Origin of the sequence: Serratia ureilytica (assembly GCF_017309605.1) — a bacterium.
In the GTDB taxonomy this organism is placed as follows: domain Bacteria; phylum Pseudomonadota; class Gammaproteobacteria; order Enterobacterales; family Enterobacteriaceae; genus Serratia; species Serratia ureilytica.
The window spans coordinates 4,559,199-4,585,293 of the sequence record NZ_CP071320.1 but is presented as its reverse complement, the minus strand read 5'-3'; the positions used below and the strand labels follow the sequence as shown (position 1 = coordinate 4,585,293).

Sequence of the window (26,095 nt, the reverse complement as noted above, 5' to 3'; positions counted from 1 at the left end):
CGCTATTTTAACGCAAGATGGGCAGGAAATCGTGATTTTCATCACATAAATGCCGGTGTTTATAAATAACTATTCATTGATTATGCAGTGAGTTGCATAAACTGCGGCCAGGCAGACAAATGAGCATGTAAATAAATTGCTAATCGGCGCCGGGCAGACGCGCTAAATTTGCGTGCCGTCAGGATGGGAATAAAAGAATGGCGCAATTAATCGGTTGCCTAACGATCAAATAAATCCGGTTTGTTTTTTTTATGTTATAAACCCGTCTGACGCTGAAATGAGTAAAAATACAGATATTGTGATTTTATATTCGCATGGGATTTTTGGTGATTATCGTTATTTGTGACTCGCTTCAACAACGCAGGGTAAGATGAAGTGAGTGAACCGGGAGGCGAGTAACCTTGAATACCCCAGAACAACGGCAACAGATTGCGGATTTCATCGGCAAGCAACATGTCTTAACGCTGTGCGCCGGCGACGGCCTCGACATGTGGTGCGCCAACTGTTTTTACGTGTTCGACGCCGCGACGATGGCGCTGTGGCTGATGACCGAACCGCACACCCGCCACGGTGGGCTGATGCTGAACAACGGCCGGGTGGTCGGCACCATCGCGCCGAAACCGAAAAGCATCGCGCTGATCCGCGGCGTGCAGTACCGCGCCGAGGCGGTGCTGCTGAGCGGCGAAGAGGCCGAGGCGGCGCGCGCGCGTTACTGCAAGCGCTTCCCGATCGCCAGGGCGATGAAGGCCTCGGTATGGCGGCTGGATCTGCACGAGGTGAAGATGACCGACAACACCCTCGGCTTCGGCAAGAAGCTGCATTGGGCGCGGTCTATACTTTAAGTCGACGTATTGATTACAACGGGAGATTGCATGGCGCGAGCACTGTTAGTCGGCGCAACCGGGCTGGTGGGGCGCGAGTTGCTGCAGCTGTTGCAAAGCGATCCGCAGGTAACGGCCATCGTGGCGCCGACGCGCACGCCGCTGCCGCCGCACGGCAAGCTGACCAACCCGGTCGGCGATGCGCTGTTCGAACTGCTGAGCGGCCTGCAGCAGCCGGTCGATCTGGTGTTCTGCTGCCTGGGCACCACCCGCCAGGCGGCGGGCAGCGCCGATGCCTTCCGCTACGTCGATTACCAACTGGTGGTGGAGAGCGCGCTGACCGGCCGCCGGTTGGGGGCGCAGCACTGTCTGGTGGTGAGTGCGTTGGGCGCCAACGCGCATTCCACCTTCCTGTATAACCGCACCAAAGGCGAGATGGAGCAGGCGCTGCGCGAACAGCGCTGGCCGCGCCTGACGCTGGTGCGGCCTTCCATGCTGGTGGGGGATCGCCCTGCGCCGCGCCTGATGGAGCGCCTCTCGCTGCCGTTGTTCAGGCTGCTGCCCGGCAAATGGCGCGCCGTCTCCGCCAAAGACGTGGCGCAAACGCTGCTGCAGCAGGCGTTCACGCCGGGCGAAGGGGTCAGGGTGCTGGAGTCGGATCGGCTGCACTGCTACCGAGGCTGACGCTGAGGTGGTCGAACGCCAGCTCCAGCCCGGCGGGCAGTTCATTGTCCAGCAGCCACAGATCGAGATGATGGCTGATGTGCGTCAGCAGCGTGCGTTTGGGCTGCAGCAACCGCTGCGTCTCCTGCGCGCGGGTCAGATCGTTGTGGTTGCGCGGCGCCTGCGGCTGAGGCGGCAGGCTGCAATCGAGCACCAGCAGATCCAGCGCCACGTTCTGCAAATAGTCGGCGGTGGCCGGCGGCAGGCCGACGGTGTCGGTCAGGTAGGCCAGCGCAGCGCCCGCCGCCTGGATCAGGTAGCCGTGGGTCAGTTTGGAGTGTTGCAGCGGCAGCGGGGTGATGCGCATGCCGCCCAGTTCGACGGTGGCGAAGGGCGCCAGCGGCGGCTGAAACGCCAGAATGCCCGGGTGTTTGAACAGGTCGTCGCAGCCCTGTTCATCCGGTGGGCCATACACCGGAATGGAATTTCCGCACCCCCAACGCAAAGGAAATAACCCCTGAACGTGATCCATGTGGTAATGTGTCAGTAAAAAACGTTGAATTTGCCCCGCCGAAAATCGCCGCTCCAAAGCCGGCAATCCCGCATCCAATAAGGTCGTTTCCCCCTGATAGTTAAGCATGGCGCTGCACGCGCGCCGCCGAAATGCCGGCTCGCGCCGCGCCCGTTGGCAGATCAGGCAGTCGCAGCCGAACACCGGCACCTGCTGCGCGCCGCCGGTGCCGAGAAAGGTCAGTTGCATCGCTCCCCCTCCGTTAAAGGTACTTCTGCGCAAAGCGGTTGATGTCGCGAAAATCCGCCAGCCGCGCCTGCAGCGTGGCGTGATCCCAGTGCCACCACTGGCTGCGTTCGATACGCTCTATCAGCGCATCGTCGAAGCGCATGCCGATCTTCTTGGCCGCCACGCCGGCGACGATGCTGTAAGGCTCCACGTCCTTGGTGACCACCGCTGCGCTGCCGATCACCGCGCCGTTGCCGACGCTGACGCCCGGCATCAGGATGGCGTTATGGCCGATCCACACGTCGTGGCCGACGGTGACGTGGTGCTCGCGCCGCCAGTCGAAGAACGCCGCGTCGTCTTCCCCCAGCCCGTATTCGGAAGCGCGATAGGTGAAGTGGTGCTGCGCGATGCGCTGGTAGGTCGGGTGGTTGCCGGGATTGATGCGCGCATAGGAGGCGATGGAAACGAACTTGCCGATAGTGGCGTAAAAGATCTGGTTGTGCCCGGCGGTGTAGGAGTAGTCCCCCATCTCCACCTCTTCCAGGATCGCATCGTCGGCCAGATGCACATACTGGCCGAGCCGGGTGCGGTTAAGGGTCACGTTGTCGCCGATTTTCGGCTGGGCAAAGTCGTTCATGGCATCGCATCCTGAGCTTGTCGGGTGGCGGTAGGCAGCAGCGCCAGCAGCGCCGCCAGGGTATCGTCGAGTGGGCCGTCGTTGTGCAGCACCCGGCAGCCGGCGGGCAGACTCTGCTGATATTCCGCCGCCCGCGCCAGCCGCTGCTCGATCTGTTCAGCGCTTTCCCGTCCGCGATCCTGCAGGCGCCGGCGCAGGATCGCGGCGTTGACCTGCAGGCATACCGGCAGCAGCTGCGCACCGTAGCGCTGCTGCGCCTGCGGCAGGTGGGCGCGTGAACCGTTGACCGCCACGTCGATCCCCTGCAGCAGCCAAAGATCCACTTCGATCCCGAACGCGTAGCGCTGCTGATGGGCCTGCCAGTCGAGCGCGAACAGCCCCTTGGCGCGGCGGCGCAGAAATTCGGGTTCGCTCAGCGCGATGTGATTCTCGCAGCCGGCGTCCGCCGGCCGGGTGATGTAACGGTGCGCCACCAGCGGCGCGCGGTCGGCGTCGGCCCGCAGCGCGGCCAGCAGGCTGTCCTTGCCTGCGCCGGAAGGCCCCATCAGGTAGATGAGCCGCGCCATCAGAACACCTGCCTGCCCTGGCGCCACACGTTCTGCACGTAAACGTGCTCGCCGTGCGGCCGCGCCAGCACCAGATCCGCCCGCAATCCTTCGGCGATGGCGCCGCGATCCTGCAGATCCAGCGCCCGCGCCGGGTTGCGGGTGATCATGCGCACCGCCTGGGGCAGATCGTAGGCGTTGCGCTCGTCCGCCGCGAGGCGAAACGCCGCGTCCAGCAGGCTGGCCGGGTAATAATCGGAAGAGAGGATATCCAGCACGCCCAGCGCCGCCAGGTGGTGCGCCGCCACGTTGCCGGAGTGGGAGCCGCCGCGCACGATGTTCGGCGCGCCCATCAGCACCTGCAGGCCCTGCTGGTGCGAAGCGCGGGCGGCCGCCTCGGTGGTGGGGAACTCGGCGATGGCGCTGCCCAGCGCGCAGGATTCGGCCACGTGCGCGGCGGTGGCATCGTCATGGCTGGCCAGCGAGATGCGGCGCGCGCGGCAGTGGGCGGCGATCGCCTCGCGGTTCGGCGCGGCCCAGCGGGCGGACAGGGCGACCTGCTGCGCCTCGTACTCGCTCATCTGCTGATCGTTGAGGTGGTATTTGCCCTGATAATATTCGCGGTACTTTTCGCGCGAGGCGAACTGGCGCTGGCCCGGCGAATGGTCCATCAGCGACACCAGCGACACGCCCGGCTTGTCCATCAGCTGTTCGAACAGCGGCAGCGTGCTCTCGTGCGGCAGCTCGCAGCGCAGGTGCAGCCGGTGCTCGGCGCGGTTCACCCCGGCGCGCTGGCTGTGGATCACCGCATCGATCATCTTCTGCAGGTTTTCAAGCCGGTGGCCGCCGTCGCGCACGTCGCCTATCGCCACCGCGTCCAGCACCGTGGTGATGCCGTTGGCCACCATCAGCGCATCGTGGCTGCTCATCGCCGAATGGGCCGGCCAGTCGACGTTCGGGCGCGGGGTGAAAAACTTGTCCAGGTTGTCGGTGTGCAGCTCGATCAGCCCCGGCAGCAGCCAGCCGCCGTCGCCGTCCAGCGCCTGCGGCAGCCGGCTCGGGCCGTCGGCGAAGCTGCGGATCACGCCGTCCTGCATCTCCAGCGAGCCTTGCACCACCTGGTCATCCAGCACCAGCTTAACGTTATTGACGATCATCAGAGGGCCTCCAGCGCCTGTGGCGCCTGCATGTCATAAAGCCGGTCGGCGACCTGTCGGCGGACGCCTTCATCATGGAAAATGCCGACGATCGCCGCGCCGCGCGCCTTGGCGCGTTCGATAAGCTGTACCACCGCCGCGCTGTTGCGGCTGTCGAGCGAGGCGGTCGGTTCGTCCAGCAACAGAATGGGGTAATCGACGATAAAGCCGCGCGCGATGTTCACCCGTTGCTGTTCGCCGCCGGAGAAGGTGGACGGCGCCAGCGGCCACAGGCGCTGCGGCACGTTGAGCGCGGCGAGCAGCGCTTCGGCGCGGTCGCGGCATTCGGCGCGCTCGACGCCCTGTTCCAGCAGCGGCTGCATCACCACCTCCAGCGCGCTGATGCGCGGGATCACCCGCAGGAACTGGCTGACCCAGCCCAGCGTATGGCGGCGCACCGCCAGAATCTGGCGCGCGTCGGCGCTGACCATGTCCAGCCAGTCGCCCTGGTGGTTGATCCAGATATGGCCGCTGTCCGGCAGGTAGTTGGCGTACAGCGAGCGCAGCAGGGTGGATTTGCCGCTGCCGGAGTGGCCGTGCAGCACCACGCATTCGCCGCCGTGGACCGTCAGGTTGGCGTCGTGCAGCACCGGCAGGCGGGTGCCGTACTGCTGATGCAGCACAAAGGTTTTACTGAGATGTTCAACTCGGATTTGCATAGTCATCTGTTATCGCCTTGGGTTACGACAGCACCGAAGAAACCAGCAGCTGGGTGTAAGGATGGTGCGGATCGTCGAGCACCCGATCGGTCAGGCCGCTCTCCACCACTTCGCCCTGTTTCATCACCAGCAGGCGGTGGGCCAGCAGCCGCGCCACGCCGAGATCGTGAGTGACGATCACCGCCGCCAGCTGCATCTCCACCACCAGGTTACGCAGCAGATCGAGCAGGCGCGCCTGCACCGACACGTCCAGCCCGCCGGTCGGCTCATCCATAAACACCAGCTTGGGGTGGGTGACCAGATTGCGGGCGATTTGCAGCCGCTGCTGCATGCCGCCGGAGAAGGTGGTCGGCAGATCGTCGAGGCGCGACAGCGGGATTTCGACGTCTTCCAGCCACTGGCCGGCCTGGCGGCGAATGTCGCCATAGTGGCGCTGGCCGATGGCCATCAGCCGCTCGCCGATGTTGCCGCCGGCGGAGACCTGCGGCCGCAGCCCGTCGAGCGGGTGCTGGTGCACCACTCCCCAGTCGGTGCGCAGCAGGCGGCGGCGATCGCTCTCCGCCATGGCGTACAGGTCGTGTTCCTGGTCCGCCTGCGGGCGGTAAAGGATTTGCCCGCGCTGCGGCGCCAGCCGCGCCGAGATCGACTTCAGCAGCGTGGTTTTGCCGGAGCCGGATTCGCCGACGATGCCCAGCACTTCACCGGGGTAAATGTCGAACGACACGTCGCTGAACCCCTTGCCGGGGGCGTACAGGTGGGTGAGCCGGTTCACCGACAGCAGCGGGGTGGTGCTCAAAGGGGTGGAAGTCATCAGTGCTGCGCCTCTTGCGAAGATTGCGCCAGCTGCTGCCGGCAGTAGTCGGTGTCCGAACAGACGAACATGCGGTTGCCCCGATCGTCGAGCACCACCTCGTCCAGATAGCTGTGGCGCGAGCCGCACAGCGCGCAGGGTTCGTCCCACTGCTGCACGCTGAACGGATGGTCGTCGAAGTCCAGGCTCTCCACCTTGGTGAACGGCGGCAGGGCGTAGATGCGTTTCTCGCGCCCGGCGCCGAACAGCTGCAGCGCCGGCATCATGTGCATTTTCGGGTTGTCGAATTTTGGGATCGGCGAAGGATCCATCACGTAGCGATCGTTGACCTTCACCGGGTAGGCGTAGGTGGTGGCGATATGGCCGTAGCGCGCGATGTCTTCATACAGCTTCACCTGCATCACGCCGTACTCCTCCAGGGCGTGCATCTTGCGGGTCTCGGTTTCGCGCGGTTCGATAAAGCGCAGCGGCTCCGGGATCGGCACCTGATAGATCAGGATCTGGTCTTCGCGCAGCGCGGTTTCCGGAATGCGGTGACGGGTTTGAATCAGCGTGGCCTCCGGCGTGCGTTCGGTGGTTTCCACCCCGGCGACGCGCTGGAAGAAGCGGCGGATCGACACCGCATTGGTGGTGTCGTCGGCGCCCTGGTCGATCACCTTCAGCACGTCGGCGCGGCCGATAACGCTGGCGGTGAGCTGAATGCCGCCGGTGCCCCAGCCGTAGGGCATCGGCATCTCGCGGCCGCCGAACGGCACCTGATAGCCGGGGATCGCCACCGCCTTCAGGATAGCGCGGCGGATCATGCGCTTGGTCTGCTCGTCCAGATAACCGAGGTTATAGCCGGTCAATACTTCACTCATCGCGGGCCTCCTGACGCTCGCTGTATTCCTGCCGCAGCCGCTTGAGCAGTTCCAGTTCAGCCTGGAAGTCGACGTAGTGCGGCAGCTTGAGATGGGAGACGAAGCCGGCGGCCTCGACGTTGTCGGCGTGGGCCAGCACGAACTCTTCGTCCTGCGCCGGGCCGGCGACGCCTTCGCCGTAGTCGGGGCTCTGCAATGCGCGATCCACCAACGCCATCGCCATCGCCTTGCGTTCGGCGCGGCCGAACACCAGCCCGTAACCGCGGGTGAAGTGCGGCGGATGGTCCTTGGGATCGACGAAGCCGTTGACCATTTCGCACTCGGTCAGCAGGATTTCGCCGATATCGATGGCGAAACCGAGCTCTTCAGGCACGATCTCCACCGAAACGTGGCCGGTGCGGATCTCGCCGGCGAACGGGTGGTTGCGGCCGTAGCCGCGCTGGGTGGCGTAGCCGAGCGCCAGCAGAAAACCTTCGTCGCCGCGCACCAGCTGCTGCAGGCGCGCCGAGCGCGAGCAGGGGTAAACCGGCGGATTGCGGGTGATGTCGTCCGGCGCGCTGCCGTCGTCCTGTTCCTCCCGCGCCAGCTGCTGGCGGCACAACAGATCGAACACGTGGCTGCAGTTGTCCGGCAGCGGTTCGTCGGCCTGCGGCGCACGCGGCGCTTCGCCTTCCGCCAACAGCGCGAAATCCAGCAGCCGGTGGGTGTAGTCATAGGTCGGCCCCAGCACCTGCCCGCCGGGCAAGTCCTTGTAAACCGCCGAGATGCGCCGCTCCAGCCGCATGTTTTCGCTGGCCAGCGGCTCACTGACCGCCAGGCGCGGCAGGGTGGTGCGATAGGCGCGCAGCAGGAAGATCGCCTCCACCAGATCGCCGCTGGCCTGTTTGATGGCCAGCGCCGCCAGCTCGCGATCGTAGATGCCGCCTTCGGTCATCACCCGATCCACCGCCAGCCCCAGCTGCTGTTCGATGTGTTCCGCGCCGATCGCCGGCAGCGCCTCGTCGCCGCGCCGCAGCTGTTCCTGCAGCTGATGGGCGGCCTCAATGGCTTTTTCGCCCCCTTTTACCGCTACGTACATCAGCACACCTCCACGCGGGTGGTCCGCGGGATCGCCAGCAGGCGATCGCCGCAGGTCAGCAAGATATCCAGCCCCAGCGGGAAGCGCTGCGGGCGGTTGACCAGGTAATCCAGCAGTGCCGGCGGCAGGCGCGGCGCTATCAGGCGTTGGCTCTCGATGCCGGGGCCGGTCAGGCGCAGCGCGGCGCCGTTCTCCAGCTCAGCAAGCTGCACCACCACCGTGGCGCCGCATTCCGGCGAGATTTCCGTGCCGTGCGGCAACGCCTGCAGATCGGCGGCCTGCAGCTGCTCATCGAACAGGGCAAAACAGACCTCCTGCGCCGTGGCGGCCAGCGGCGCGCCGCTGTGAAAACGAATGTTTGTTAGCACTTGCTCACTTTTAAGCGCAGCGCACAGCAGCAGCGGCGTTTCCTGATCGGCCAGCGTCAGCAGCGCGGCGGTGCTGGCGGCGTTCAGCGGCGCCCAGGCCGGGCCGGCCGGCAGCGTCACCCGGTGGCCCGGTTCGCTCAAGGCTTTAAGAATCAAACGGAAAGCGTGCTGCGATTGGTCTATCGGTTGTTCAAAACCGGTCAATAAACTCATGGCTTAATCCCCTCGCACCAGCGTAAAGAAGTCCACCCGGCTGGCGGCGATCGCCCGGGCGCGCAGCTGGCGCTGTTCGTGCTGCAGCGCGGCCAGCGGCGCGATCAGCTGTTGTTGCAGGCGTTCGCCGTGTTCCGGCTGTTGCAGCAGCGCATCGGCCAGCGCGCACAGCTCGGCGTGCGCCTTGTCGCGCCCGGCGATATAGCTGTAGCCGTAGCCGCCGTTGTCCAGCTGCACCACCGCGCGGGTGACCGTCATGTCCCCCAGCACGAAGCGGCGGCCGGTAGCGCCCATGCGCCCCTGCAGCTGGGCCAGGCCGATCTCCGGCGCGCGGATGCTGCGGTAACCCGGGCTGAGGTTCAGCGCCTGCCAGTGGCTGCGCAGCTGCTCGGGCCGGCTGTGCGCCAGCACCGACATCCAGCGTTGTCTCGACTCTAAGGCTTGCATTCAGTGCTCCATCGTCAGTTCAATCATGTCGGCGCGGGCCAGGCTGACGGAGTATTCCGCCACGTCTTCGCCGCCGCTGCGGACGTTAAGGGTGCGCACGCACAGCAGCGGCGCGTGGGTGGCGATCTCCAGCAGCCGGCTCTCTTTAGCCTGCGCACGGCGCGCGCTGATGCGCGTCTGGCGGCGGGTCAGCGGCTGCTGCAGGTGCTGTTCGATAAACTGGTGCAGCGAACCGCTGTGGAACTGCTGCAGCGCCGGCCACCAGTCCAGATCGGGCAGATAATGGTCGATGACGCTCATCGGCACGCCGTTGACCCGGCGCAGAGTGCGCAGGTGGATTACCATTTCGCCTTCTTCACGCGAGAGCGCGCTGGCAACATGCCCATTGCACGGGCGCAAGACAGCGAGTAAGCGCTCACTGGTGGGATGGCTACCCTGCTCGAACAGGTTCTGGCTGAAGCGGGTATTGGCGTGCAGCGGGTAGTCGTAAGGGCGCATCAGCACCAGAATGCCGACGCCGTGGCGGCGCTGCAGCCAGCCGCGCTCCACCAGCTGATCCACCGCGCGGCGCAGGGTGTGGCGATTGACCTGATAACGCTCGGCCAGCTGCTGTTCCGAAGGCAGGTAGTCGCCGCAGCGGTATTGCGTGCGCAGCTCCTGTTCCAGCTGCGCGGCGATCTGCTGATAGCGCGCGGGGTAAGTGGTCGGATGTCTAGATAACTCCATCATAATAAAAACCTCGTCATACCGATGGCTGTGCGATGAAGGCGAAAGCGGTGCGTTTCATCGGGCGTCTACCCTGTGGTTTTCAAGTTGGCATCATGGTGCCGGGCGCAGATGACAATCGCGTTACGCGTCGGTGGCGAACAGATGAACTATTTAGGACAGCCCGGGCGTGCACGGGCGGCGACGGCGCGCTATGCTGGCGCCTCTGTTGACTGACTCTGGCCGCTACCATGCCGCAACCTCTAAACGCCCCTGAACACGCCCCACGCGCCTGGCCGCTGTGGAAACCGATCCTGTTTCTGCTGGTGGTGGCCGTCGGCCTCTACTACGTCAAATGGCAGCCTTACTACGGCAAGGCCTTCGTGGCGGCGGACAGCCACTCGATCGGCAAATCGATCCTGGCCGACGGCGCCGCGAGCCCCTGGCTGGCGGCCTGGCAGTACGCGCTGGTCTACTTCACCGCGGTGTGGAAGGCGGCGCTGCTCGGGGTGCTGTTAGGTTCGCTGGTGCAGGTGCTGATCCCGCGCGACTGGCTGGCGCGCACGCTTGGCCACCGGCGTTTTTCCGGCACCGTGCTGGGGGCGCTGATCGCGCTGCCGGGCATGATGTGCACCTGCTGCGCCGCGCCGGTTGCCGCCGGCATGCGCCGCCAGTCGGTGTCCAGCGGCGCCGCGCTGGCCTTTTGGCTCGCCAACCCGGTATTGAATCCGGCGACGCTGGTGTTCATGGGGTTTGTGCTCGGTTGGCCGTTCGCCGCCATCCGCCTGGTGGCGGGCGTGGTGATGGTGCTGGGCATCGCCTGCCTGGTGCAGCGCGTGACCGCCAACGATCCGCAGCCTGCCGCGCCGCAGCCGCCGGTGATGACGGCGCAGAGCGACGAACGTCCGTTCCTTGCCCGCTGGGGCAAAGCGCTGTGGGCGCTGTTTTGGTCGACCATCCCGATCTACGTGTTGGCGGTGCTGGCGCTGGGGGCGGCGCGGGTCTGGCTGTTCCCGCATGCCGACGGCGCCGTCGACAATAGCCTGCTGTGGATCATCGCGCTGGCGATCGTCGGCTGCCTGTTTGTTATCCCCACCGCGGCGGAAATCCCGATCGTACAGACCATGATGCTGGCGGGCATGGGCGCAGGCCCGGCGCTGGCGCTGCTGATGACCCTGCCGGCGGTCAGCCTGCCTTCGCTGCTGATGCTCAACAAAGCCTTCTCCGCCCGGGCGCTGTGCCTGACGGCGGCGCTGGTGGCGCTGTGCGGCGTACTGACCGGCGTGCTGGGGATGGGGTTGGTGTAACTTGCCGTTGCTGATGAGTGGTTCGATGCTGTCTCAAGGAGGAGATGGAAATGGAACAGCGGAATAAACCTGAAATGGACGTAGAGGCTATGTTGCTGGAGCAAGCGTTGCGTGAAAGGGTGGATGCCGCCCTTGAACGTTTGAGAAACGGCACCGCGGTTTATCTCAGCCATTCGGAGGTAGAAAAACGAATGGCTATATTTAAAGCGAAAATTCGGGGGTGTTATCGAGGATGATGTTGAGCTGCGCTAGCTCACAGCTGGACTTACAGTGTCTAGGGGCGCTGTTGGTCGGCTTTGAGCGAAAAGCGGACCTTTTTATATTTTAGTCAAAACGCCCCACATGGTCAGGTTATAGCAATACCTCTCGCCCTTAGGCTACGTCTGCTTGAGTTGATAGCTTCGAGAAGGCGGAGGCGGCTTTCGCTAAGATGAATGGCGAGTAATTCTGCTGCTTTCTCAGTATCCTGCGAGCGAAGCGCAGCAAATATTTCGCGATGATCCTCCCAGGCGGGATTCGACGGCGCTTTGTCCAGCCATCGTGCCCGTGAAAGCCGGCGCAGAGCATCGCTTATTCCTTCGATAATAAACGTATTCTGACACATACGGGCCAGATGTAGATGAAATTGTGTTCCGGCATCGTCCATAATATCTTCAGTTGCATCAGCCGCCTTTTCCTTGAGAAGGTTTTCCAGACCGCTGAGTTGTTCTTCCGTCATTTGGCTGGCTGAAATTTTTAATGCCGCAACTTCCAGTACTTCCCGGTAAATGCACAGCTGTTCAACTTCCGCGATATCGATCGGTGCCACCAACCAGCGTATCCCGTCACGACATACCAGCCCTTCTGATTCCAGCTTTTGTAATGCGGCTCGCACAGGTGTCCGGGACGCCTTAAACGTCGCTTCAGCCCAGCGCTCCGTCAACCGTTCTCCCGGCCCCAGTTCCATGCTGAGAATTTGTTTTCGTAACTGGTTTTCAACCTCTGATGCCTGACTCATGACGGCAATGTTCTCCCGAAAATTGACAGTAAAATGCATACTCTATATGGTATACCAATTTGGTATACCAATAAAGAGCGCTTTTATGACCCAATTCTATAACAGCTTTTGGCAGCGAAATCTGATCGTTTGCTTCATTGGCTCGTTTTCAACCGTCTTCGCAATGACTCTGATGCTGCCATTCCTCCCTTTGTATGTTGAAGAGCTTGGTGTAAACGGGCATGCCGCAGTTATTCAATGGTCTGGTGTGGCATTCAGCGCAACGTTTATTACTGCCGGGTTGATTGCCCCGGTCTGGGGAAGACTGGGTGACAGATATGGACGCAAGTCGATGCTCGTGAGAGCCAGTCTGGGCATGGCGGTTACGGTTTCTCTTATGGGGCTGGTGACAAATATCTGGCAACTTGTCGGTCTGAGGTTGTTGGTTGGACTGGCTGGCGGATATTCATCCGGTGCAACAATTCTTATTGCGGTCCAGGCTCCCAGAGAACGTGCAGCGTGGGCGCTTGGGATCGTTTCATCCGGTGTAATGGCAGGTAATCTTGCCGGTCCGCTTGCCGGGGGCTGGTTACCTGGCCTGATTGGAATTCGATCCACATTTCTTTGTGCCGGCGCGCTGATATTTTTTGCCTTCCTCATGACACTTATTCTTATCCGGGAAGAGGTGAAAAAACCTTCGGATGTAGCCACCCAATCCCGGGTTGGCTGGTCGCAGATACCCGCACGCTCTGTAATTGTCTGCATGCTTTGCACCGGCCTGCTGCTGATGCTGGCTAACATGTCAATAGAGCCCATTATCACGGTCTATGTTCGAACCCTCGTCAGTGACGCGTCCCAGATAACTAAAGTGGCAGGATATGTGATGGCGGCAGCGGCATTGGGAAGCATTATTTCCGCCTCTTGGCTTGGGAAGCTGGCAGACAGGATAGGGCATTTGCGCATTATCGCTCTTGCGTTAGCTGCGGCCGGTTTGTTGCTGATCCCTCAGGCATTTGTCACGTCCGGATGGCAACTGATTGCCCTGCGTTTCCTAATGGGGCTGGCGCTTGGCGGCCTGTTGCCTTGTATTGCGGCAGTGATACGTCATCGCGTACCAGAAGGAATGGTGGGCAGCATCCTTGGTTATTCCGTCGCTGCGCAGTTTGCCGGACAGTTCATCGGGCCGTTGATTGGAGGTTTTGTCGGCGGGCATATCGGGATGCGAGCCGTTTTCCTGGCAACCAGTTGCATCCTGCTGCTCGGAGCGGCGTGGAACCTCAATATACAACGCCAGCCAGTGACACGCTGACTGGCTGCATTACCCTTCACCGGCAAATTCGGAGATTTTATGTCAAATCAACTCAGTAATATCAATAAAAACAGCGCGCTGCTGGTAATGGACTTTCAGGCGATTATTCTTAACAACTTCCTACCGCATGAGAGTGCTGGAGACGTTATTCGTAACACGGCCTCGCTGATATCATCCGCACGCGCAGCAGGTGTACCCGTTATCTACGTTAGTGTCGGATTCCGCAAGGGTTACCCTGAGGTCAGCCAAAACAACACGATTTTCTCGTCCATTAAAGAGAATGGAATTTTTATGGCTGATAGCGAGAGCACGGCTATTCATGCTGATGTCGCTCCGGCAGAGAATGAGCCCGTGATTGTTAAACGCAGGGTCGGCGCTTTTTCTTTTACCGAACTTGATATGATTCTTCGTGCACAAGGCATCGAAACCCTGATCCTTACTGGCGTGACGACTAGTGGTGTGGTGCTTTCTACAGTCGGGCAAGCTTTTGACCTTGATTACCGCCTTATCGTTGTGAGTGATTGTTGCGAAGATCCAGATCATGAAACCAATGTGTTTTTACTTGAAAAAATCATACCTCAACATGCTTTTGTTACCAGCTCATCTGAAATATCAGAAGTCTGGGCATAAAAATATGAATTTCTGACGTACTGGGCAAAGAGGATCGGGTATGCCCGGTCATTTGAACGTCAGCTTCTGGCACAGAGCCGCCTGTCAGATGACTCTATGCTGCCGATGCGTCAGGTCGAGTTTGGATGAATACCTATTGAAACGTGTGTTGTTGGTTCATCGCAACCTATGCACCACCTGGTTGCTGCTGCCTCGCCAAATCAGCGCCGGGTCTTTCAAATCCTGCACGAACTTGCCGTCGATCAGCACGTTGATCCTGTCCACCACCTGCATTTGCTGTGCGTCCAGCTCCGCCAGCCGGTAGCCGGTCCACAGCCAGATATCCTTGCCGGGGCACTCGGCACGCACCCGTTTCACCAGCGTTAAGATGCTCGGCACGTTGGCCGGATGCAACGGATCGCCGCCGGAGAGCGACAGCCCCTGGCGCGGCACGCGCGCATCGTTCAGATCGGCGATGATGCGGTCTTCCAACGCCGGGGTAAACGGCTGGCCGGAGTTGAGCCGCCAGGTGCTTTTGTTGTAGCAGCCGGGGCATTGGTGCACGCAGCCGGCGACAAACAGCGTGCAGCGGGTGCCGGGGCCGTTGACCACGTCGATTGGGTAATACTGGTGATAATTCATGTGAGGCCTGCCCATCAGGCTATTTTACTGGCCATTTTGCCTCCGGGCAGGGCTCCCAATCCTCACGTACTGCGTGTACGCTGCGGTGGGTGCGCGCTGGCCGAAGGCAAACTGGCGGCGACAATCACGCCTGATGAACAGGCTTCTGCCTAGGTTGCACGGCGCTTTTCAGCCGAGCTGCCCGTTGCCGAGGTGTTTCACCCGGCGTTTCACCTCTTCCTGCTTGCCGGCGTTGAACGGCCGGGCATCGGGGCTGCCGAGATAGCCGCACACCCGGCGGGTGACCGATACTTTGGCCGAGTCGTGGTTGCCGCATTTCGGGCAGGTGAAGCCTTTGCTGGTGCAGGAGAATTCACCGGTGAAGCCGCATTCGTAGCACTCGTCGATCGGCGTGTTGGTGCCGTAGTAAGGCACCCGGGTGTAGCTGTAGTCCCACACGTCTTCCAGCGCCTTCAGGTTGTGCTGCAGGTTCGGGTACTCGCCGTAGCAGATGAAGCCGCCGCTGGCCAACGGCGGGTAGGGCGCTTCGAAGTCCAGCTTGTCGTACGGATTGACCTTCTTCTCCACGTCGAGGTGGAAGCTGTTGGTGTAATAGCCCTTGTCGGTGACGCCCGGCACCACGCCGAAATCGGCGGTGTCCAGCCGGCAGAAGCGATCGCACAGGTTTTCGCTCGGCGTGCTGTAGAGGCTGAAGCCGTAGCCGGTCTCGTCTTTCCAGGCGTCGACGGCGGCGCGCAGCCGCGCGACGATCGCCACCGCTTTGGCGCGCAGCGCCTCGTCGTCATACACGTGGTTCTCGCCGCCGAACAGCGCGTTGATGGTCTCGTGCAGGCCGATGTAGCCCAGCGAAATTGAAGCGCGGCCATTCTTGAAGATATCCGCGATGTTGTCGTCGGCCTTGAGCCGCACGCCGCAGGCGCCTTCCATGTACAAGATTGGCGCCACCCGCGCCTTGATGCCTTCCAGCCGGGCGATGCGCGTCATCAGGGCCTTTTTCGCCAGCTGCAGGCGCTGTTCCAGCAGCGCCCAGAAGCGTGATTCATCGCGCATCGCCTCCAGCGCGATGCGCGGCAGGTTGAGGCTGATGACGCCGATGTTGTTGCGGCCGTCATGCACCAGCTCGCCGTCCTGCTCGTAGGTGCCGAGGAAGCTGCGGCAGCCCATCGGCGTTTTGAACGAGCCGGTGACCTTCACCACCTGATCGTAGTTGAGGATGTCCGGGTACATGCGCTTGCTGGCGCACTCCAGCGCCAGCTGCTTGATGTCGTAGTTCGGATCGCCGTACTGGTGGTTGAGGCCGTCGCGGATGGCGAACACCAGTTTGGGGAACACGGCGGTCTTGCGGTTTTTGCCGAGCCCGGCGATGCGGTTTTTCAGGATCGAGCGCTGGATCAGGCGCGATTCCCAGCTGGTGCCGAGGCCGAAGCCGAAGGTGACGAACGGCGTCTGGCCGTTAGCGGTGTGCAGGGTGTTGACCTCGTACTCCAGCGACTGGAAGGCGTCGTAACACTCTTTCTCGGTGCGCGCCATGGCATAGCCTTTGGCGTCCGGGATCTGCCACTCTTCCGCCACCTGCAGGTGTTTGCGGAAGCTCTCGTCGACGAACGGCGCCAGAATTTCATCGATGCGGTTGATGGTGGTGCCGCCATAAATATGGCTGGCGACCTGGGCGATGATCTGTGCGGTCACGGCGGTGGCGGTGGAGATCGATTTCGGCGGCTCAATCTCGGCGTTGCCCATCTTGAAGCCGTTGGTCAGCATGCCTTTCAGATCGATCAGCATGCAGTTGAACATCGGGAAGAACGGCGAGTAGTCGAGATCGTGGTAGTGAATTTCGCCGCGTTCATGGGCCAGCACCACGTCGCGCGGCAGGATGTGCTGCTTGGCGTAGTGTTTGGCGACGATGCCCGCCAGCAGGTCGCGCTGGGTGGGGATCACCTTGCTGTCCTTGTTGGCGTTTTCGTTCAGCAGCGCGCGGTTGCTTTGCTCGACCAGGCCGCGAATTTCCTGATTCAGGCGGCCGCGCAGTTCGCGCGCCACGTCGCGATCGTGGCGGTATTCGATATAGGCGCGCGCCAGCTGTTTGTATTCGCCGGCCATCAGCTGGTTTTCCACCGCCTGCTGGATCTCGTGGATATCGACGCGCGGCTGCTGCTCCATGCGCTGAGCGACCACGCGGGCGACGGTGGCGCAGTAGTCGGCGTCGACCACGCCCACCGCCAGCGCGGCGCGCTCGATGGCCTGCGCAATGCGCGCTTCGTCAAAAGGTACCTGGCAACCGTCCCGCTTAATCACTACTGGTTTCACGTTGTACTCCTTGTTCCCCGAGGGAGCGTTCATACCCGCCTGGCGTGGCGAGCAACCGTCAAATTTCGCTTATCCACAGGGCAAAGCCGCAGCGCGCAAGGGCTGTGGCGGCGTGTGGATGATTTTGTGGATAACTACTATATATAGGTGTTCGCAATTCTTAATGCACTATATATAGATATCGGCGCGATTCTTTTGATGTAGAACAAGGAAAACGGAAGAGCGTGCGCAAGCTGAACAGTCGTCAATCGCCCGCCGGCCGATCGCGAAAATGTTCCAGCAGAAAATCCACCCAGACGCGCACCCGCGGCGGCAGATCCGCCGAAGCGTAATAGAGCCACAGCTGCACCGGGCGCGGCCAGCATTCCGCCAGCACCGGCCGCAGCGTGCCCTGCTCGAAGTGTTTCTCGACGTACCAGCGCGCCAGGTTGACGATGCCCAGCCCGGCCAGCGCCGCATCCAGCAACATCTCCGGGCGGCTGGCCACCAGCCGGCCGTTCAGATCCAGCGCCAGCGTTTCGCCCTGATGGCGCAGCTGCCATTTGACGTGGCGGCCGTTGGCCGGGTTGCGGTGCAGCAGGCAGTCGTGCCGCAGCAGATCGTGCGGCGTTTGCGGTTCACCGCGCCGCGCCAGATAGTCCGGCGACGCCGCCAGCACCATGTGCATCGGGTAGAGCGGGCGGGCCACCAGCCGGCTGTCGGGATCGACCCGGCTGCCGATGCCGACGTCGAAACCTTCGCCCACCAGATTCACCACCCGGGCATCCAGCGACAGATCGAGATCGATCTGCGGATAGCGCGCCAAAAATTGCGGGATCAACGGCATCAGCATCCGGCGGCCGAAGCCGGGGATCATCGTGACGCGCACCACGCCGGCAGGCGCCTGCCGTTCGCCGCCGGCGCTTTCCAGCGTCGCCGCCAATGCCTGCCACAGCGGCGCTACCTGCGCCAGCAGCGCTTTGCCCTCGTCGGTCAGCAGCACGTTGTGGGTGTTGCGCTGAAACAGCCGCAGCGCCAGCTTCTCTTCCAGCGCGCGGATGTTTTTGCTGACCGCCGCCGGCGTCACGCCCAGCTGGCGAGCGGCGGCGGAGAAATTTTGCGCCTGCGCGGCGGCGAGGAAGGCCGGCAACAGGCGGTGTACGTCAAAGGGCAGCGACATAGTGGTTGATACTTTCAGTTGAAATTGAAATGACCTCTAACAGCCTACACCCGCAGCGGCGGAAATGGAAAAATGCCTCATCTTCTTATGACCGAGGAATCATGTATGTCGCGCATTTTAGTGTTAACCGCCCACCGCACCCCCGACGAGTCGCGCATTAATAAGGCGCTGATCGAGGCCGTACGCCCGCTGCCCAACGTGACCGTTCACGAACTGATCCGCGCGTATCCGGATTACCGCATCGACGTGGCGCGCGAACAGGCGCTGCTGCAGAGCCATGATGCGGTAGTGATGCTGTTCCCGTTTTACTGGTACAGCTCGCCGGCGATCCTCAGCGAATGGCAGGATGCGGTATTAACCTACGGTTTTGCCTACGGCAGCGAAGGCACCCAACTGCACGGCAAGCCGCTGCAGCTGGTGGTGAGCACCGGCGGTAACGCGCAGGCTTATACGGCGCAAGGGTATAACCGTTATCCGGTGCAGGATCTGCTGCTGCCGTTCCACGCCATGGCCAACCTGACCGGCATGGATTATCTGCCGCCGCATCTGGTGCAGGGCGTGAGCGACATGAGCGATGAGCAGTTGGCGCAAGCGGCCGCCGGCGTGGCGGCGCTGCTGGGGAAATGGTAGGGCGCAGCGTTCGCCGCGCCCTGCGGGGTCAGTCTTCGAGCAGCCACCACACCGCTTCGAACGGCCGCAGCGTCAGCGCCTGCGGCTGGTCCGCCGAATCGGCGTAGTTGCTCATCAGCGGGCGCCATTGCGCGGAGGCTTCCACGCCTTCCGCCGCCCAGGCCAGCGGTTCGCGGCTCAGGTTGGCCGCCACCAGCAGGCGCTGGCCGTTCCAGCTGCGCTGATAGCACCACAGCGCCGGGTGTTCCGGCGCCAGATCCTGATAGTCGCCGTGGGTCAACAGCGGATACTGCTTGCGCAGGGTGATCAGCTGGCGATAGGCGTAAAACACCGAGTCGAGATCGGCCAGCGCCGCGTCGGCGTTGATCTGCGGGTAGTTCTCGGCGCAGCCGATCCACGGCGTGCCGGTGGTGAAACCGGCGTGCGGTGCGGCGCTCCACTGCATCGGCGTGCGGCCGTTGTCGCGCGATTTGTCCGCCAGGATCGCCAGCAGTTCGGCGTCGCCGCGGCCCTGGGCGCGCAGTTCGGCGTACATGTTCAGGCTTTCCACGTCGCGATACTGCTCGATGGCGCGGAAGCCGGGGTTGGTCATGCCGAGTTCTTCGCCCTGATAGATATAAGGCGTGCCCTGCATGCCGTGCAGCACCATCGCCAGCATTTTGGCGGCCGGCACCCGCAGTGCGCCTTCATCGCCGAAGCGCGACACGATGCGTGGCTGATCGTGGTTACACCAGAACAGCGCGTTCCAGGCGCGGTTATGCATCCCTTGCTGCCAGTGGCGGAAGATCTGCTTCAGTTCCACGTAATCCGGCGCCGCCCGCGTCCATTTTTCACCGCCGGCGTAGTCCACCTTCAGGTGATGGAAGTTGAAGGTCATCGACAGCTCTTCGCCGCTCTGCGCCGCGTAGCGCTGGCAATGCTCAAGCGTGGTGGAGGACATCTCGCCCACCGTCATCAGGCCGCGCGGCTGAAACACGTCGCGGCTCATCTCCTGCAGGAACTCGTGGATGCGCGGGCCGTCGGTGTAGAAGCGGCGGCCGTCGCCCTGGCTGTCGGACGGGAAGTCCTGCTGTTTGGACACCAGGTTGATCACGTCGAGACGCAGCCCGTCGACGCCTTTGTCCGCCCAGAACTGACACACTTTCTTCAGCTCTTCGCGTACCGGCGGGTGCTCCCAGTTGAGATCCGCCTGCTCGGCGGCGAACAGGTGCAGGTAGTACTGGCCGCTGTCGGCGTGCCACTGCCAGGCGTTGCCGCCGAACTTGGAGCGCCAGTTGTTCGGCGGCGTTTCACCTTCGCCGTCGCGCCAGACGTAGAACTGACGATACGGGCTGTGGCGATCCTGCGCGGCCTTGAACCACGGGTGCTCGGTCGAGGTGTGGTTGAACACCATGTCCATCACGATGCGGATGCCGCGCTGGTGGGCGGCGGCGACCAACTGCTCGAAGTCTGCCATCGTGCCGTAAGCCGGATCGATGGCGCAGTAGTCCGCCACGTCATAGCCGTTATCCACCTGCGGCGACACGTAGACCGGCGTCAGCCAGATCGCGTCCACGCCCAGTTCCTGCAGATAGTCCAGCCGCCGGGTCACCCCGGCCAAATCGCCGTAGCCGTTGCCGGTGCTGTCCTGAAAACTCTTCGGATAAATTTGGTAGATGACGCCGTTCTGCCACCAGGGGGTTGGGTTGCTCATAGATCAATACCTTTGAATCGTGACCACGAGCCTGCGCGAGCAGGCTCCTACATTCATGTTGCGTCAATTAAACCGGCAGCTCGCCGCGGGCGGCCTTGCGTTTGTAGACCATGATGGTCAGCACCAGCGGGATGACGATCGCCACCAGAATCGCCAGCGAGTAAATCAGCCAGAACTGCGGCTTGATAGACAGAATGCCCGGCAGGCCACCGACGCCGATGCCGTTGGCCATCACGCCGTCCAGGCCGCAGATAAGGCCCGCGATCGCGGAGCCGATCATCGCGCACAGCATCGGGAAGCGGTATTTGAGGTTGATGCCGTACATCGCCGGTTCGGTCACGCCGAGGTAGGCGGAGATCGCCGCCGGCACCGAGATTTCACGCTCGTTGGCCTTGCGGCTGATGATGATGATGCCGAGCACCGCCGAGGCCTGCGCGATGTTGGACAGCGCAATCAGCGGCCACACCGGGGTGCCGCCCATGCTCTGGATCATCTGCATGTCGATAGCCAGCGTGGTCTGGTGCACGCCGGTGATCACCAGCGGCGCATACAGGAAGCCGAACAGCGCGGCGCCCACTGGCGCGAAACTGCCGGTCATCACCGCTTTCACCGCCCAGGCGACGCCGTCGCCGATCATGCGGCCGAACGGCCCGATCAGCGCGTGCGCCAGGAACACCGCCAGCAGCAGCGAGACCACCGGCACTACCACCAGATAGAGATAGTCGGGAACGATCTTTTTCAGCCGGGTTTCGATCCAGCCCAGCGCCATGCCCGCCAGGATCGACGGGATCACCTGCGCCTGATAGCCCACTTTCTGGATCACGAACCAGCCGAAGTTCCACACTTCCGGCGTTTGCTGGCCGAGCAGGTAGGAGTTCATCAGCTGCGGCGACACCAGGGTGACGCCCAGCACGATGCCGAGCACCGGGGTGCCGCCCATCTTTTTCACCGTCGACCAGCAGATGGCCACCGGCAGGAACATGAAGATCGCTTCACCGAGCAGCCACAGGAAGTCGTAAACGGTTTTCCACGCCGGGTGCATCTGCGCCAGCGTTTGGCCGCCGGACATCGGGATGTCGCCGATCACGTTGCGGAAGCCGAGGATCAGACCGCCGCTGATCAGCGCCGGCAGCAGCGGGAAGAAGATCTCGGCGAAGTGGGAGATGGTGCGCTCGGTCCAGGTCATGTTCTGGCGCGCGGCCACCTTGGCCTGCTCCTTGTCGGCCTCGTTGACGCCGGTGCTGGCGATCAGCGCCTGATAGTAGTCGCCGACGTCGGTGCCGATCACCACCTGGAACTGCCCGGCGTTGGTGAAGCAACCCTTGACCATCGGCAGCTCTTCGATCTCTTTCGGTTTCGCCTTATTGGGATCGTTGAGGACGAAACGCAGCCGGGTAATGCAATGGCTGACGGTGGCGATGTTCTCGCGGCCGCCGACCAAAACAATCAGGCGATCAATATCCTGCTGTTTTACTTTGCTCATTATGGGATACCTGCAGAGGTGTTGACTGAGTAATGATCAAAGCTTAGCCACTCAGCATTTTGAATGAAATGGGAACGTTCCCGGTTTGGGGCGAGGATCACAAAATGACGAAAAATGGTCAACTTCCGATCAGGAAAGTTTGCTGGGCACCACCAGGCGGCGGATCCCCTGTTCGCCGCTGAGCTGCGCCAGCAGCTGCCGCGCGGCCAGCAGGCCGGCGCTGCCGTAGCCGAACTCCACCGACAGGGTGTCGGGGAACAGGAAGCTGAGCAGCGGGGTGTTGCCGATGGCGCATACCTGGATGGCGCGCGTCGGCTGTTGTTGCAGGTATTTGATCGCCCCCAGGGCGATGCTGTCGGAGGCGCAAATCAGCGCGCTGGTGTGCGCGTCAATCACTTCGGCGGCGTGCTGGAAACCGCTCTGGTAGCTCAGTTCGCCCAGCGTGGCGCGCGGCGTGAGCGTGAGGCGTTCACAGGCGTCGAGATAGGCCTGATAGCGGCGCTGGCCGGTGGTGGCGTCGCTGAGCTGCACCCCCAGATAGCCGATATGCCGATGCCCTTGCTGATACAGGCGATCCATCAACAGGTTCACCGCGCCGGCGTCGTCGTAGCAGACGGACGAGAAGCCGTCGTATTCGCGCACCATCACCACCATTTTTTCCTGCCACGGCTTGAGCATCGCCGCGGTCAGGCCGGTGAAGCCGAACAGGATCACGCCGTCGACGTTGCGCTGATGCAGTACGTGCAGATGCTCCTGCACCAGGCGGGTTTCGAACTGGCTCTCCATCACGATCGGATCGAAGCCTTGCTGATACAGCAGCGGCAGCATGGTGCGCACCGCCTGGTTTTCCGACGGCGAGTCGAGACGGGAAACGATGATGCCCACCACTTTGTCGCTTTGGCCGCGCATGGCGCGCGCCGACTTGGAGGGCGTAAACCCTTGCTGACGGATCACCGCTTCCACCCGTTCACGGGTTTGCGGGCTCACGCTGCCTTCATTATTCAGCACGCGTGAGACGGTGGATTTGCCTACGCCGCTCAGGCGCGCGATGTCCTTGATGGTCAGCCGGTTTTGCATGGTTTACTTTTCGTTGAGGTGGACAGGCGTAACATAAAGGCCTGTAAAACAATGCCCGTCAGCATAGCTCATTTTCCGACGCGGATCTTGATGCAAAACGGGATTGTGACATTGCGATGAACGGCCGCTCCTGCCGCTCTGTTTTTCCCTTTACCGGAGGTTATTCCCCATATGGACCCCGACCCGACTGCTTTAGACACTCACTCGGTTCTCCGGTAAAACCTCTCCGCCTGGCGCTGCTGTTTTACCGGTGAAGTACATCACGGTAACCGGTAGCGCGCGCTTCGTCGTTCGCTCCTGCTGCTGAAAAAAAGAATAAGGATCTGCGTTGGCAGAGGCTTTTTGGCGCACCCGCCATCCGCCCGGCCGATGACGATCCCCGTTTACCCGCTGCCGTGAGGCACCGGGCGACGAGGTGCGACCCATGAAACTGAAAAAACTCCCCCGTCAGCTGCTGGGCCTGTTCGCCCGCAGCCTCCCGCGCCGTTTGGTGCGCCGCGACAGCCTGCTGGACAGCGTCGGCGGCGCTGCGCGCGACATGCCGGCCGGCCTGGCGCAGCAGCGGCTGGAATGCGCCGCCGCAGAAACGATGCAACTCTTTGAGCGTTTTCACAGCCATCCGGAAGGCATCACCGCCCATGAGGCGGAACAGGTGCGCCAGCGCTGCGGCGAGAACGTCATCGACGATCAGCAGAAAGAGGCCTGGTGGCAACACCTCTGGCACTGCTACCGCAACCCGTTCAACCTGCTGCTGACCGCGCTCGGCATGATCTCTTACGCCACCGAGGATCTGACCGGCGCCTTGGTGATCGCGCTGATGGTGCTGATCTCCACGCTGCTGAATTTCATCCAGGAGGCGCGATCCAACCGGGCGGCCGACGCGCTGAAGGCCATGGTGAGCAACACCGCCACGGTGATCCGCAGCGATGCGCTCACCGGCAAGAGCGAGCACGTGGAGCTGCCGATCGCGCAGCTGGTGCCGGGCGACATCATCAAGCTGGCGGCCGGCGACATGATCCCGGCGGATCTGCGCGTGCTGTCGGCCAAGGATCTGTTCATCAGCCAGGCGGCGCTGACCGGCGAATCGCTGCCGGTGGAAAAATCCGCCGCGCCGCAGTTGCCGGCGGCCGATCCGCTCGACTGCCAGAACCTGTGCTTCATGGGCACCAACGTGGTCAGCGGCACCGCGCTGGCGATGGTGATCGGCACCGGCGGCGGCACCTATTTCGGCCAGCTGGCGCAGCGCGTCACCAGCCAGGATGAGCAGCCGAACGCCTTCCAGAGCGGCATCAGCAAGGTCAGCTGGCTGCTGATCCGTTTTATGCTGGTGATGACGCCGATCGTGCTGCTGATCAACGGCTACACCAAGGGCGACTGGTGGGAGGCGGCGCTGTTCGCGCTGTCGGTGGCGGTCGGGCTGACGCCGGAGATGCTGCCGATGATCGTCACCTCGACGCTGGCCAAAGGGGCGGTGAAGCTGTCGCGCCAGAAGGTGATCGTCAAACGTCTGGACGCCATCCAGAACTTCGGCGCGATGGACATTCTGTGCACCGACAAGACCGGCACCCTGACCCAGGACAAGATCGTGCTGGAGCGCCATACCGACGTGTTCGGCGCCAGCAGCGAGCGGGTGCTGCGCTACGCCTGGCTGAACAGCTTCTACCAGACCGGGCTGAAAAACCTGCTCGACGTGGCGGTGCTGAGCTGCGCGGAGCAAAATCAGCAGCCGCAGGCGCTGCAAAACTACCGCAAGGTGGATGAGATCCCGTTCGACTTCGTGCGCCGCCGCATGTCGGTGGTGGTGGCCAAAGACAACGAGTATCACGAGCTGGTGTGCAAGGGCGCGCTGGAAGAGATGCTGGCGATTTGCAGCCACGTGCGCCACGAAGACGAGGTGATCCCGCTCAGCGAGGCGCTGCTGGCGAGGATCCGCCGCATCACCGACGATCTCAACCAGCAGGGGCTGCGGGTGGTGGCGGTGGCCAACAAGATCCTGCCGGCGCAAACCCATGAATACGGCGTGGCGGACGAGTCGGATCTGATCCTCGAAGGCTACGTCGCCTTCCTCGATCCGCCGAAGGAAAGCACCGCGCCGGCGCTGTCGGCGCTGAAACAGAACGGCGTCACGGTGAAGATCCTCACCGGCGACAACGAGCTGGTGGCCGCCAAAGTGTGCCGGGACGTCGGGCTCGAGGCCGATCATCTGCTGCGCGGCAGCGAGATCGAGCAGATGGACGACGAGCAGCTGGCGCAGGCGGCGGCGCGCACCACGGTGTTCGCCAAGCTGACGCCGCTGCACAAGGAGCGGATCGTCAAACTGCTGCGCCGCCAGGGGCACGTGGTGGGCTTTATGGGCGACGGCATCAATGACGCGCCGGCGCTGCGCGCGGCCGATATCGGCATCTCCGTCGATTCGGCGGTGGACATCGCCAAGGAAGCGGCGGACATCATCCTGCTGGAAAAAAGCCTGATGGTGCTGGAGCAGGGGGTGATCGAAGGGCGCCGCACCTTCGCCAACATGCTGAAATACATCAAGATGACCGCCAGCTCCAACTTCGGCAACGTGTTCAGCGTGCTGATCGCCAGCGCCTTCCTGCCGTTTCTGCCGATGTTGCCGCTGCACCTGTTGATTCAGAACCTGATGTACGACATCTCGCAGATCGCCATCCCGTTCGATAACGTCGACGACGATCAGATAACCCAGCCGCAGCGCTGGAACTCCGCCGATCTGGGGCGGTTTATGGTGTTCTTTGGGCCGATCAGTTCGATCTTCGACGTGCTGACCTTCAGCCTGATGTGGTGGGTATTCAAGGCCAACACGCCGGAAATGCAGACGCTGTTCCAGTCCGGCTGGTTCGTGGAAGGGCTGCTGTCGCAAACGCTGATCGTGCACATGATCCGCACGCGCAAAATTCCGTTTATCCAGAGCCGCCCGTCCTGGCCGCTGTGCATCATGACGCTGGCGGTGATCGCCACCGGCATCGGCCTGGTGTTCTCGCCGCTGGCTGGCTTCCTGCAGCTGCAGGCGCTGCCGCTCGGTTACTTCCCGTGGCTGGTGCTGATCCTCGCCGGTTACATGGTGCTGACCCAGTGCGTGAAAGGCTGGTTCGTGCGCCGCTACGGCTGGCAATAACCCGTTCGCCCCCTCCGGCCGGGAGGGG

At 62.5% G+C, this 26,095-nt stretch carries 25 protein-coding genes and 1 pseudogene; 8 read left to right on the top strand and 18 right to left on the bottom strand.

Translation table 11 applies throughout. The features are described 5' to 3' along the window. Window positions 1-401: 401 nt before the first annotated feature. Both J0X03_RS21695 and J0X03_RS21690 read left to right on the top strand, forming a co-directional pair. Complete coding sequence (locus J0X03_RS21695) at window positions 402-842, top strand: YhbP family protein (protein WP_015376428.1); 441 nt, start codon at window positions 402-404, stop codon at window positions 840-842. 30 nt (window positions 843-872) lie between these two features. Next, the gene (locus J0X03_RS21690; protein ID WP_033641670.1) at window positions 873-1,505 is read left to right on the top strand and encodes an NAD(P)H-binding protein; all 633 of its coding nucleotides are present in this window, start codon (window positions 873-875) and stop codon (window positions 1,503-1,505) included. On the opposite strand, the gene phnP is transcribed toward J0X03_RS21690, so the two are convergent. From phnP to phnF, 11 genes are read right to left on the bottom strand one after another with little or no spacing between them, the layout of a single operon-like run. Further along, complete coding sequence (gene phnP, locus J0X03_RS21685) at window positions 1,462-2,244, bottom strand: phosphonate metabolism protein PhnP (RefSeq protein ID WP_033641671.1); 783 nt, start codon at window positions 2,242-2,244, stop codon at window positions 1,462-1,464. The genes J0X03_RS21690 and phnP overlap by 44 nt on opposite strands. Window positions 2,245-2,257: 13 nt before the next feature. After that, window positions 2,258-2,860: a DapH/DapD/GlmU-related protein gene (locus J0X03_RS21680; RefSeq protein WP_015376431.1), complete on the bottom strand. Its 603-nt coding sequence runs from the start codon at window positions 2,858-2,860 to the stop codon at window positions 2,258-2,260. After that, window positions 2,857-3,426: a ribose 1,5-bisphosphokinase gene (phnN, locus tag J0X03_RS21675; protein WP_033641672.1), complete on the bottom strand. Its 570-nt coding sequence runs from the start codon at window positions 3,424-3,426 to the stop codon at window positions 2,857-2,859. The genes J0X03_RS21680 and phnN overlap by 4 nt, the downstream gene beginning before the upstream one ends. Further along, a complete protein-coding gene (gene phnM, locus J0X03_RS21670) occupies window positions 3,426-4,562 on the bottom strand; it encodes an alpha-D-ribose 1-methylphosphonate 5-triphosphate diphosphatase (RefSeq protein WP_033638888.1) in 1,137 nt (378 codons plus the stop codon). Before phnM ends, phnN begins: the two co-directional genes overlap by 1 nt. Continuing rightward, window positions 4,562-5,266 carry a phosphonate C-P lyase system protein PhnL gene (gene phnL / locus J0X03_RS21665; protein ID WP_046688116.1) on the bottom strand — a complete coding sequence of 235 codons (705 nt, stop codon included), beginning with the start codon at window positions 5,264-5,266 and terminating at the stop codon, window positions 4,562-4,564. Before phnL ends, phnM begins: the two co-directional genes overlap by 1 nt. Before the next feature lie 16 nt (window positions 5,267-5,282). Continuing rightward, window positions 5,283-6,071, bottom strand: coding sequence for a phosphonate C-P lyase system protein PhnK (gene phnK / locus J0X03_RS21660; protein WP_016929302.1), 789 nt, complete (start codon window positions 6,069-6,071; stop codon window positions 5,283-5,285). After that, complete coding sequence (locus J0X03_RS21655; RefSeq protein ID WP_004933420.1) at window positions 6,071-6,931, bottom strand: alpha-D-ribose 1-methylphosphonate 5-phosphate C-P-lyase PhnJ; 861 nt, start codon at window positions 6,929-6,931, stop codon at window positions 6,071-6,073. Before J0X03_RS21655 ends, phnK begins: the two co-directional genes overlap by 1 nt. After that, window positions 6,924-8,009: a carbon-phosphorus lyase complex subunit gene (locus J0X03_RS21650; RefSeq protein ID WP_033641675.1), complete on the bottom strand. Its 1,086-nt coding sequence runs from the start codon at window positions 8,007-8,009 to the stop codon at window positions 6,924-6,926. Before J0X03_RS21650 ends, J0X03_RS21655 begins: the two co-directional genes overlap by 8 nt. Continuing rightward, window positions 8,009-8,590 (bottom strand): phosphonate C-P lyase system protein PhnH, encoded by a 582-nt coding sequence (gene phnH, locus J0X03_RS21645; RefSeq protein WP_160203918.1) that lies wholly within the window; start codon window positions 8,588-8,590, stop codon window positions 8,009-8,011. The genes J0X03_RS21650 and phnH overlap by 1 nt, the downstream gene beginning before the upstream one ends. A 3-nt stretch (window positions 8,591-8,593) precedes the next feature. Then, on the bottom strand, window positions 8,594-9,037 hold the full coding sequence (gene phnG, locus J0X03_RS21640) for a phosphonate C-P lyase system protein PhnG (RefSeq protein WP_019453314.1): 444 nt from the start codon (window positions 9,035-9,037) through the stop codon (window positions 8,594-8,596). Continuing rightward, complete coding sequence (gene phnF, locus J0X03_RS21635; RefSeq protein WP_206975669.1) at window positions 9,038-9,766, bottom strand: phosphonate metabolism transcriptional regulator PhnF; 729 nt, start codon at window positions 9,764-9,766, stop codon at window positions 9,038-9,040. Between the two features lie 227 nt (window positions 9,767-9,993). Between phnF and J0X03_RS21630 the strand changes: the two genes are divergently transcribed. Together J0X03_RS21630 and J0X03_RS21625 are read left to right on the top strand one after the other, a co-directional pair. Then, entirely contained in the window at window positions 9,994-11,049 is a 1,056-nt protein-coding gene (locus tag J0X03_RS21630; protein WP_160203919.1) for a permease, read from the top strand. 44 nt (window positions 11,050-11,093) lie between these two features. Next, window positions 11,094-11,285, top strand: a complete 192-nt coding sequence (locus J0X03_RS21625) for a hypothetical protein (RefSeq protein ID WP_232099640.1) — start codon at window positions 11,094-11,096, stop codon at window positions 11,283-11,285. Window positions 11,286-11,395: 110 nt separating this feature from the next. Here the strand turns inward: J0X03_RS21625 and J0X03_RS21620 are convergent, their stop codons facing one another. Then, entirely contained in the window at window positions 11,396-12,046 is a 651-nt protein-coding gene (locus tag J0X03_RS21620; protein ID WP_047025244.1) for a GntR family transcriptional regulator, read from the bottom strand. A gap of 85 nt (window positions 12,047-12,131) precedes the next feature. On the opposite strand from J0X03_RS21620, the gene J0X03_RS21615 reads away from it, so the two are divergent. Both J0X03_RS21615 and J0X03_RS21610 read left to right on the top strand, forming a co-directional pair. Beyond that, window positions 12,132-13,334, top strand: coding sequence for an MFS transporter (locus J0X03_RS21615; protein WP_160203920.1), 1,203 nt, complete (start codon window positions 12,132-12,134; stop codon window positions 13,332-13,334). A 39-nt stretch (window positions 13,335-13,373) separates the two neighbouring features. Beyond that, a pseudogene (locus tag J0X03_RS21610) lies at window positions 13,374-13,980 on the top strand (cysteine hydrolase family protein). Between the two features lie 140 nt (window positions 13,981-14,120). Here J0X03_RS21610 and nrdG read toward each other — a convergent pair. The 3 genes from nrdG to J0X03_RS21595 form a co-directional block, all read right to left on the bottom strand. Then, entirely contained in the window at window positions 14,121-14,585 is a 465-nt protein-coding gene (nrdG, locus tag J0X03_RS21605) for an anaerobic ribonucleoside-triphosphate reductase-activating protein (protein ID WP_060439158.1), read from the bottom strand. A 168-nt stretch (window positions 14,586-14,753) separates the two neighbouring features. Continuing rightward, window positions 14,754-16,892, bottom strand: coding sequence for an anaerobic ribonucleoside-triphosphate reductase (gene nrdD / locus J0X03_RS21600; protein ID WP_160203921.1), 2,139 nt, complete (start codon window positions 16,890-16,892; stop codon window positions 14,754-14,756). Window positions 16,893-17,136: 244 nt separating this feature from the next. Next, the gene (locus J0X03_RS21595) at window positions 17,137-18,051 is read right to left on the bottom strand and encodes a LysR family transcriptional regulator (RefSeq protein WP_033651455.1); all 915 of its coding nucleotides are present in this window, start codon (window positions 18,049-18,051) and stop codon (window positions 17,137-17,139) included. A gap of 105 nt (window positions 18,052-18,156) precedes the next feature. Between J0X03_RS21595 and J0X03_RS21590 the strand changes: the two genes are divergently transcribed. Then, window positions 18,157-18,681, top strand: coding sequence for an NAD(P)H-dependent oxidoreductase (locus J0X03_RS21590; protein ID WP_160203922.1), 525 nt, complete (start codon window positions 18,157-18,159; stop codon window positions 18,679-18,681). A 28-nt stretch (window positions 18,682-18,709) separates the two neighbouring features. Here the strand turns inward: J0X03_RS21590 and treC are convergent, their stop codons facing one another. The 3 genes from treC to treR all read right to left on the bottom strand — a co-directional run bounded on the left by treC (window position 18,710) and on the right by treR (window position 22,934). Next, window positions 18,710-20,374: an alpha,alpha-phosphotrehalase gene (gene treC, locus J0X03_RS21585; protein WP_069100504.1), complete on the bottom strand. Its 1,665-nt coding sequence runs from the start codon at window positions 20,372-20,374 to the stop codon at window positions 18,710-18,712. Window positions 20,375-20,441: 67 nt separating this feature from the next. Next, the gene (treB, locus tag J0X03_RS21580) at window positions 20,442-21,857 is read right to left on the bottom strand and encodes a PTS trehalose transporter subunit IIBC (protein ID WP_033631654.1); all 1,416 of its coding nucleotides are present in this window, start codon (window positions 21,855-21,857) and stop codon (window positions 20,442-20,444) included. A 129-nt stretch (window positions 21,858-21,986) separates the two neighbouring features. After that, on the bottom strand, window positions 21,987-22,934 hold the full coding sequence (gene treR, locus J0X03_RS21575; protein ID WP_160203923.1) for a trehalose operon repressor TreR: 948 nt from the start codon (window positions 22,932-22,934) through the stop codon (window positions 21,987-21,989). 424 nt (window positions 22,935-23,358) lie between these two features. Here treR and mgtA point away from each other — a divergent pair, with 424 nt between their 5' ends. Continuing rightward, complete coding sequence (mgtA, locus tag J0X03_RS21570; protein ID WP_160203924.1) at window positions 23,359-26,067, top strand: magnesium-translocating P-type ATPase; 2,709 nt, start codon at window positions 23,359-23,361, stop codon at window positions 26,065-26,067. Window positions 26,068-26,095: the final 28 nt, after the last annotated feature.

Bases quoted from the DNA above. Each gene is read 5' to 3' on its own strand.
- J0X03_RS21680 (WP_015376431.1), bottom strand. From the start codon at position 2,860: ATGAACGACTTTGCCCAGCCGAAAATCGGCGACAACGTGACCCTTAAC.
- phnL (WP_046688116.1), bottom strand. From the start codon at position 5,266: ATGACTATGCAAATCCGAGTTGAACATCTCAGTAAAACCTTTGTGCTG.
- treC (WP_069100504.1), bottom strand. From the start codon at position 20,374: ATGAGCAACCCAACCCCCTGGTGGCAGAACGGCGTCATCTACCAAATT.
- phnK (WP_016929302.1), bottom strand. From the start codon at position 6,071: ATGACTTCCACCCCTTTGAGCACCACCCCGCTGCTGTCGGTGAACCGG.
- phnF (WP_206975669.1), bottom strand. From the start codon at position 9,766: ATGATGGAGTTATCTAGACATCCGACCACTTACCCCGCGCGCTATCAG.
- phnM (WP_033638888.1), bottom strand. From the start codon at position 4,562: ATGATCGTCAATAACGTTAAGCTGGTGCTGGATGACCAGGTGGTGCAA.
- nrdG (WP_060439158.1), bottom strand. From the start codon at position 14,585: ATGAATTATCACCAGTATTACCCAATCGACGTGGTCAACGGCCCCGGC.
- phnP (WP_033641671.1), bottom strand. From the start codon at position 2,244: ATGCAACTGACCTTTCTCGGCACCGGCGGCGCGCAGCAGGTGCCGGTG.
- J0X03_RS21590 (WP_160203922.1), top strand. From the start codon at position 18,157: ATGTCGCGCATTTTAGTGTTAACCGCCCACCGCACCCCCGACGAGTCG.
- treR (WP_160203923.1), bottom strand. From the start codon at position 22,934: ATGCAAAACCGGCTGACCATCAAGGACATCGCGCGCCTGAGCGGCGTA.
- J0X03_RS21625 (WP_232099640.1), top strand. From the start codon at position 11,094: ATGGAAATGGAACAGCGGAATAAACCTGAAATGGACGTAGAGGCTATG.
- J0X03_RS21630 (WP_160203919.1), top strand. From the start codon at position 9,994: ATGCCGCAACCTCTAAACGCCCCTGAACACGCCCCACGCGCCTGGCCG.
- phnH (WP_160203918.1), bottom strand. From the start codon at position 8,590: ATGAGTTTATTGACCGGTTTTGAACAACCGATAGACCAATCGCAGCAC.
- phnG (WP_019453314.1), bottom strand. From the start codon at position 9,037: ATGCAAGCCTTAGAGTCGAGACAACGCTGGATGTCGGTGCTGGCGCAC.
- J0X03_RS21655 (WP_004933420.1), bottom strand. From the start codon at position 6,931: ATGAGTGAAGTATTGACCGGCTATAACCTCGGTTATCTGGACGAGCAG.
- J0X03_RS21690 (WP_033641670.1), top strand. From the start codon at position 873: ATGGCGCGAGCACTGTTAGTCGGCGCAACCGGGCTGGTGGGGCGCGAG.
- phnN (WP_033641672.1), bottom strand. From the start codon at position 3,426: ATGGCGCGGCTCATCTACCTGATGGGGCCTTCCGGCGCAGGCAAGGAC.
- J0X03_RS21650 (WP_033641675.1), bottom strand. From the start codon at position 8,009: ATGTACGTAGCGGTAAAAGGGGGCGAAAAAGCCATTGAGGCCGCCCAT.
- J0X03_RS21595 (WP_033651455.1), bottom strand. From the start codon at position 18,051: ATGTCGCTGCCCTTTGACGTACACCGCCTGTTGCCGGCCTTCCTCGCC.
- J0X03_RS21615 (WP_160203920.1), top strand. From the start codon at position 12,132: ATGACCCAATTCTATAACAGCTTTTGGCAGCGAAATCTGATCGTTTGC.
- J0X03_RS21620 (WP_047025244.1), bottom strand. From the start codon at position 12,046: ATGAGTCAGGCATCAGAGGTTGAAAACCAGTTACGAAAACAAATTCTC.
- mgtA (WP_160203924.1), top strand. From the start codon at position 23,359: ATGAAACTGAAAAAACTCCCCCGTCAGCTGCTGGGCCTGTTCGCCCGC.
- treB (WP_033631654.1), bottom strand. From the start codon at position 21,857: ATGAGCAAAGTAAAACAGCAGGATATTGATCGCCTGATTGTTTTGGTC.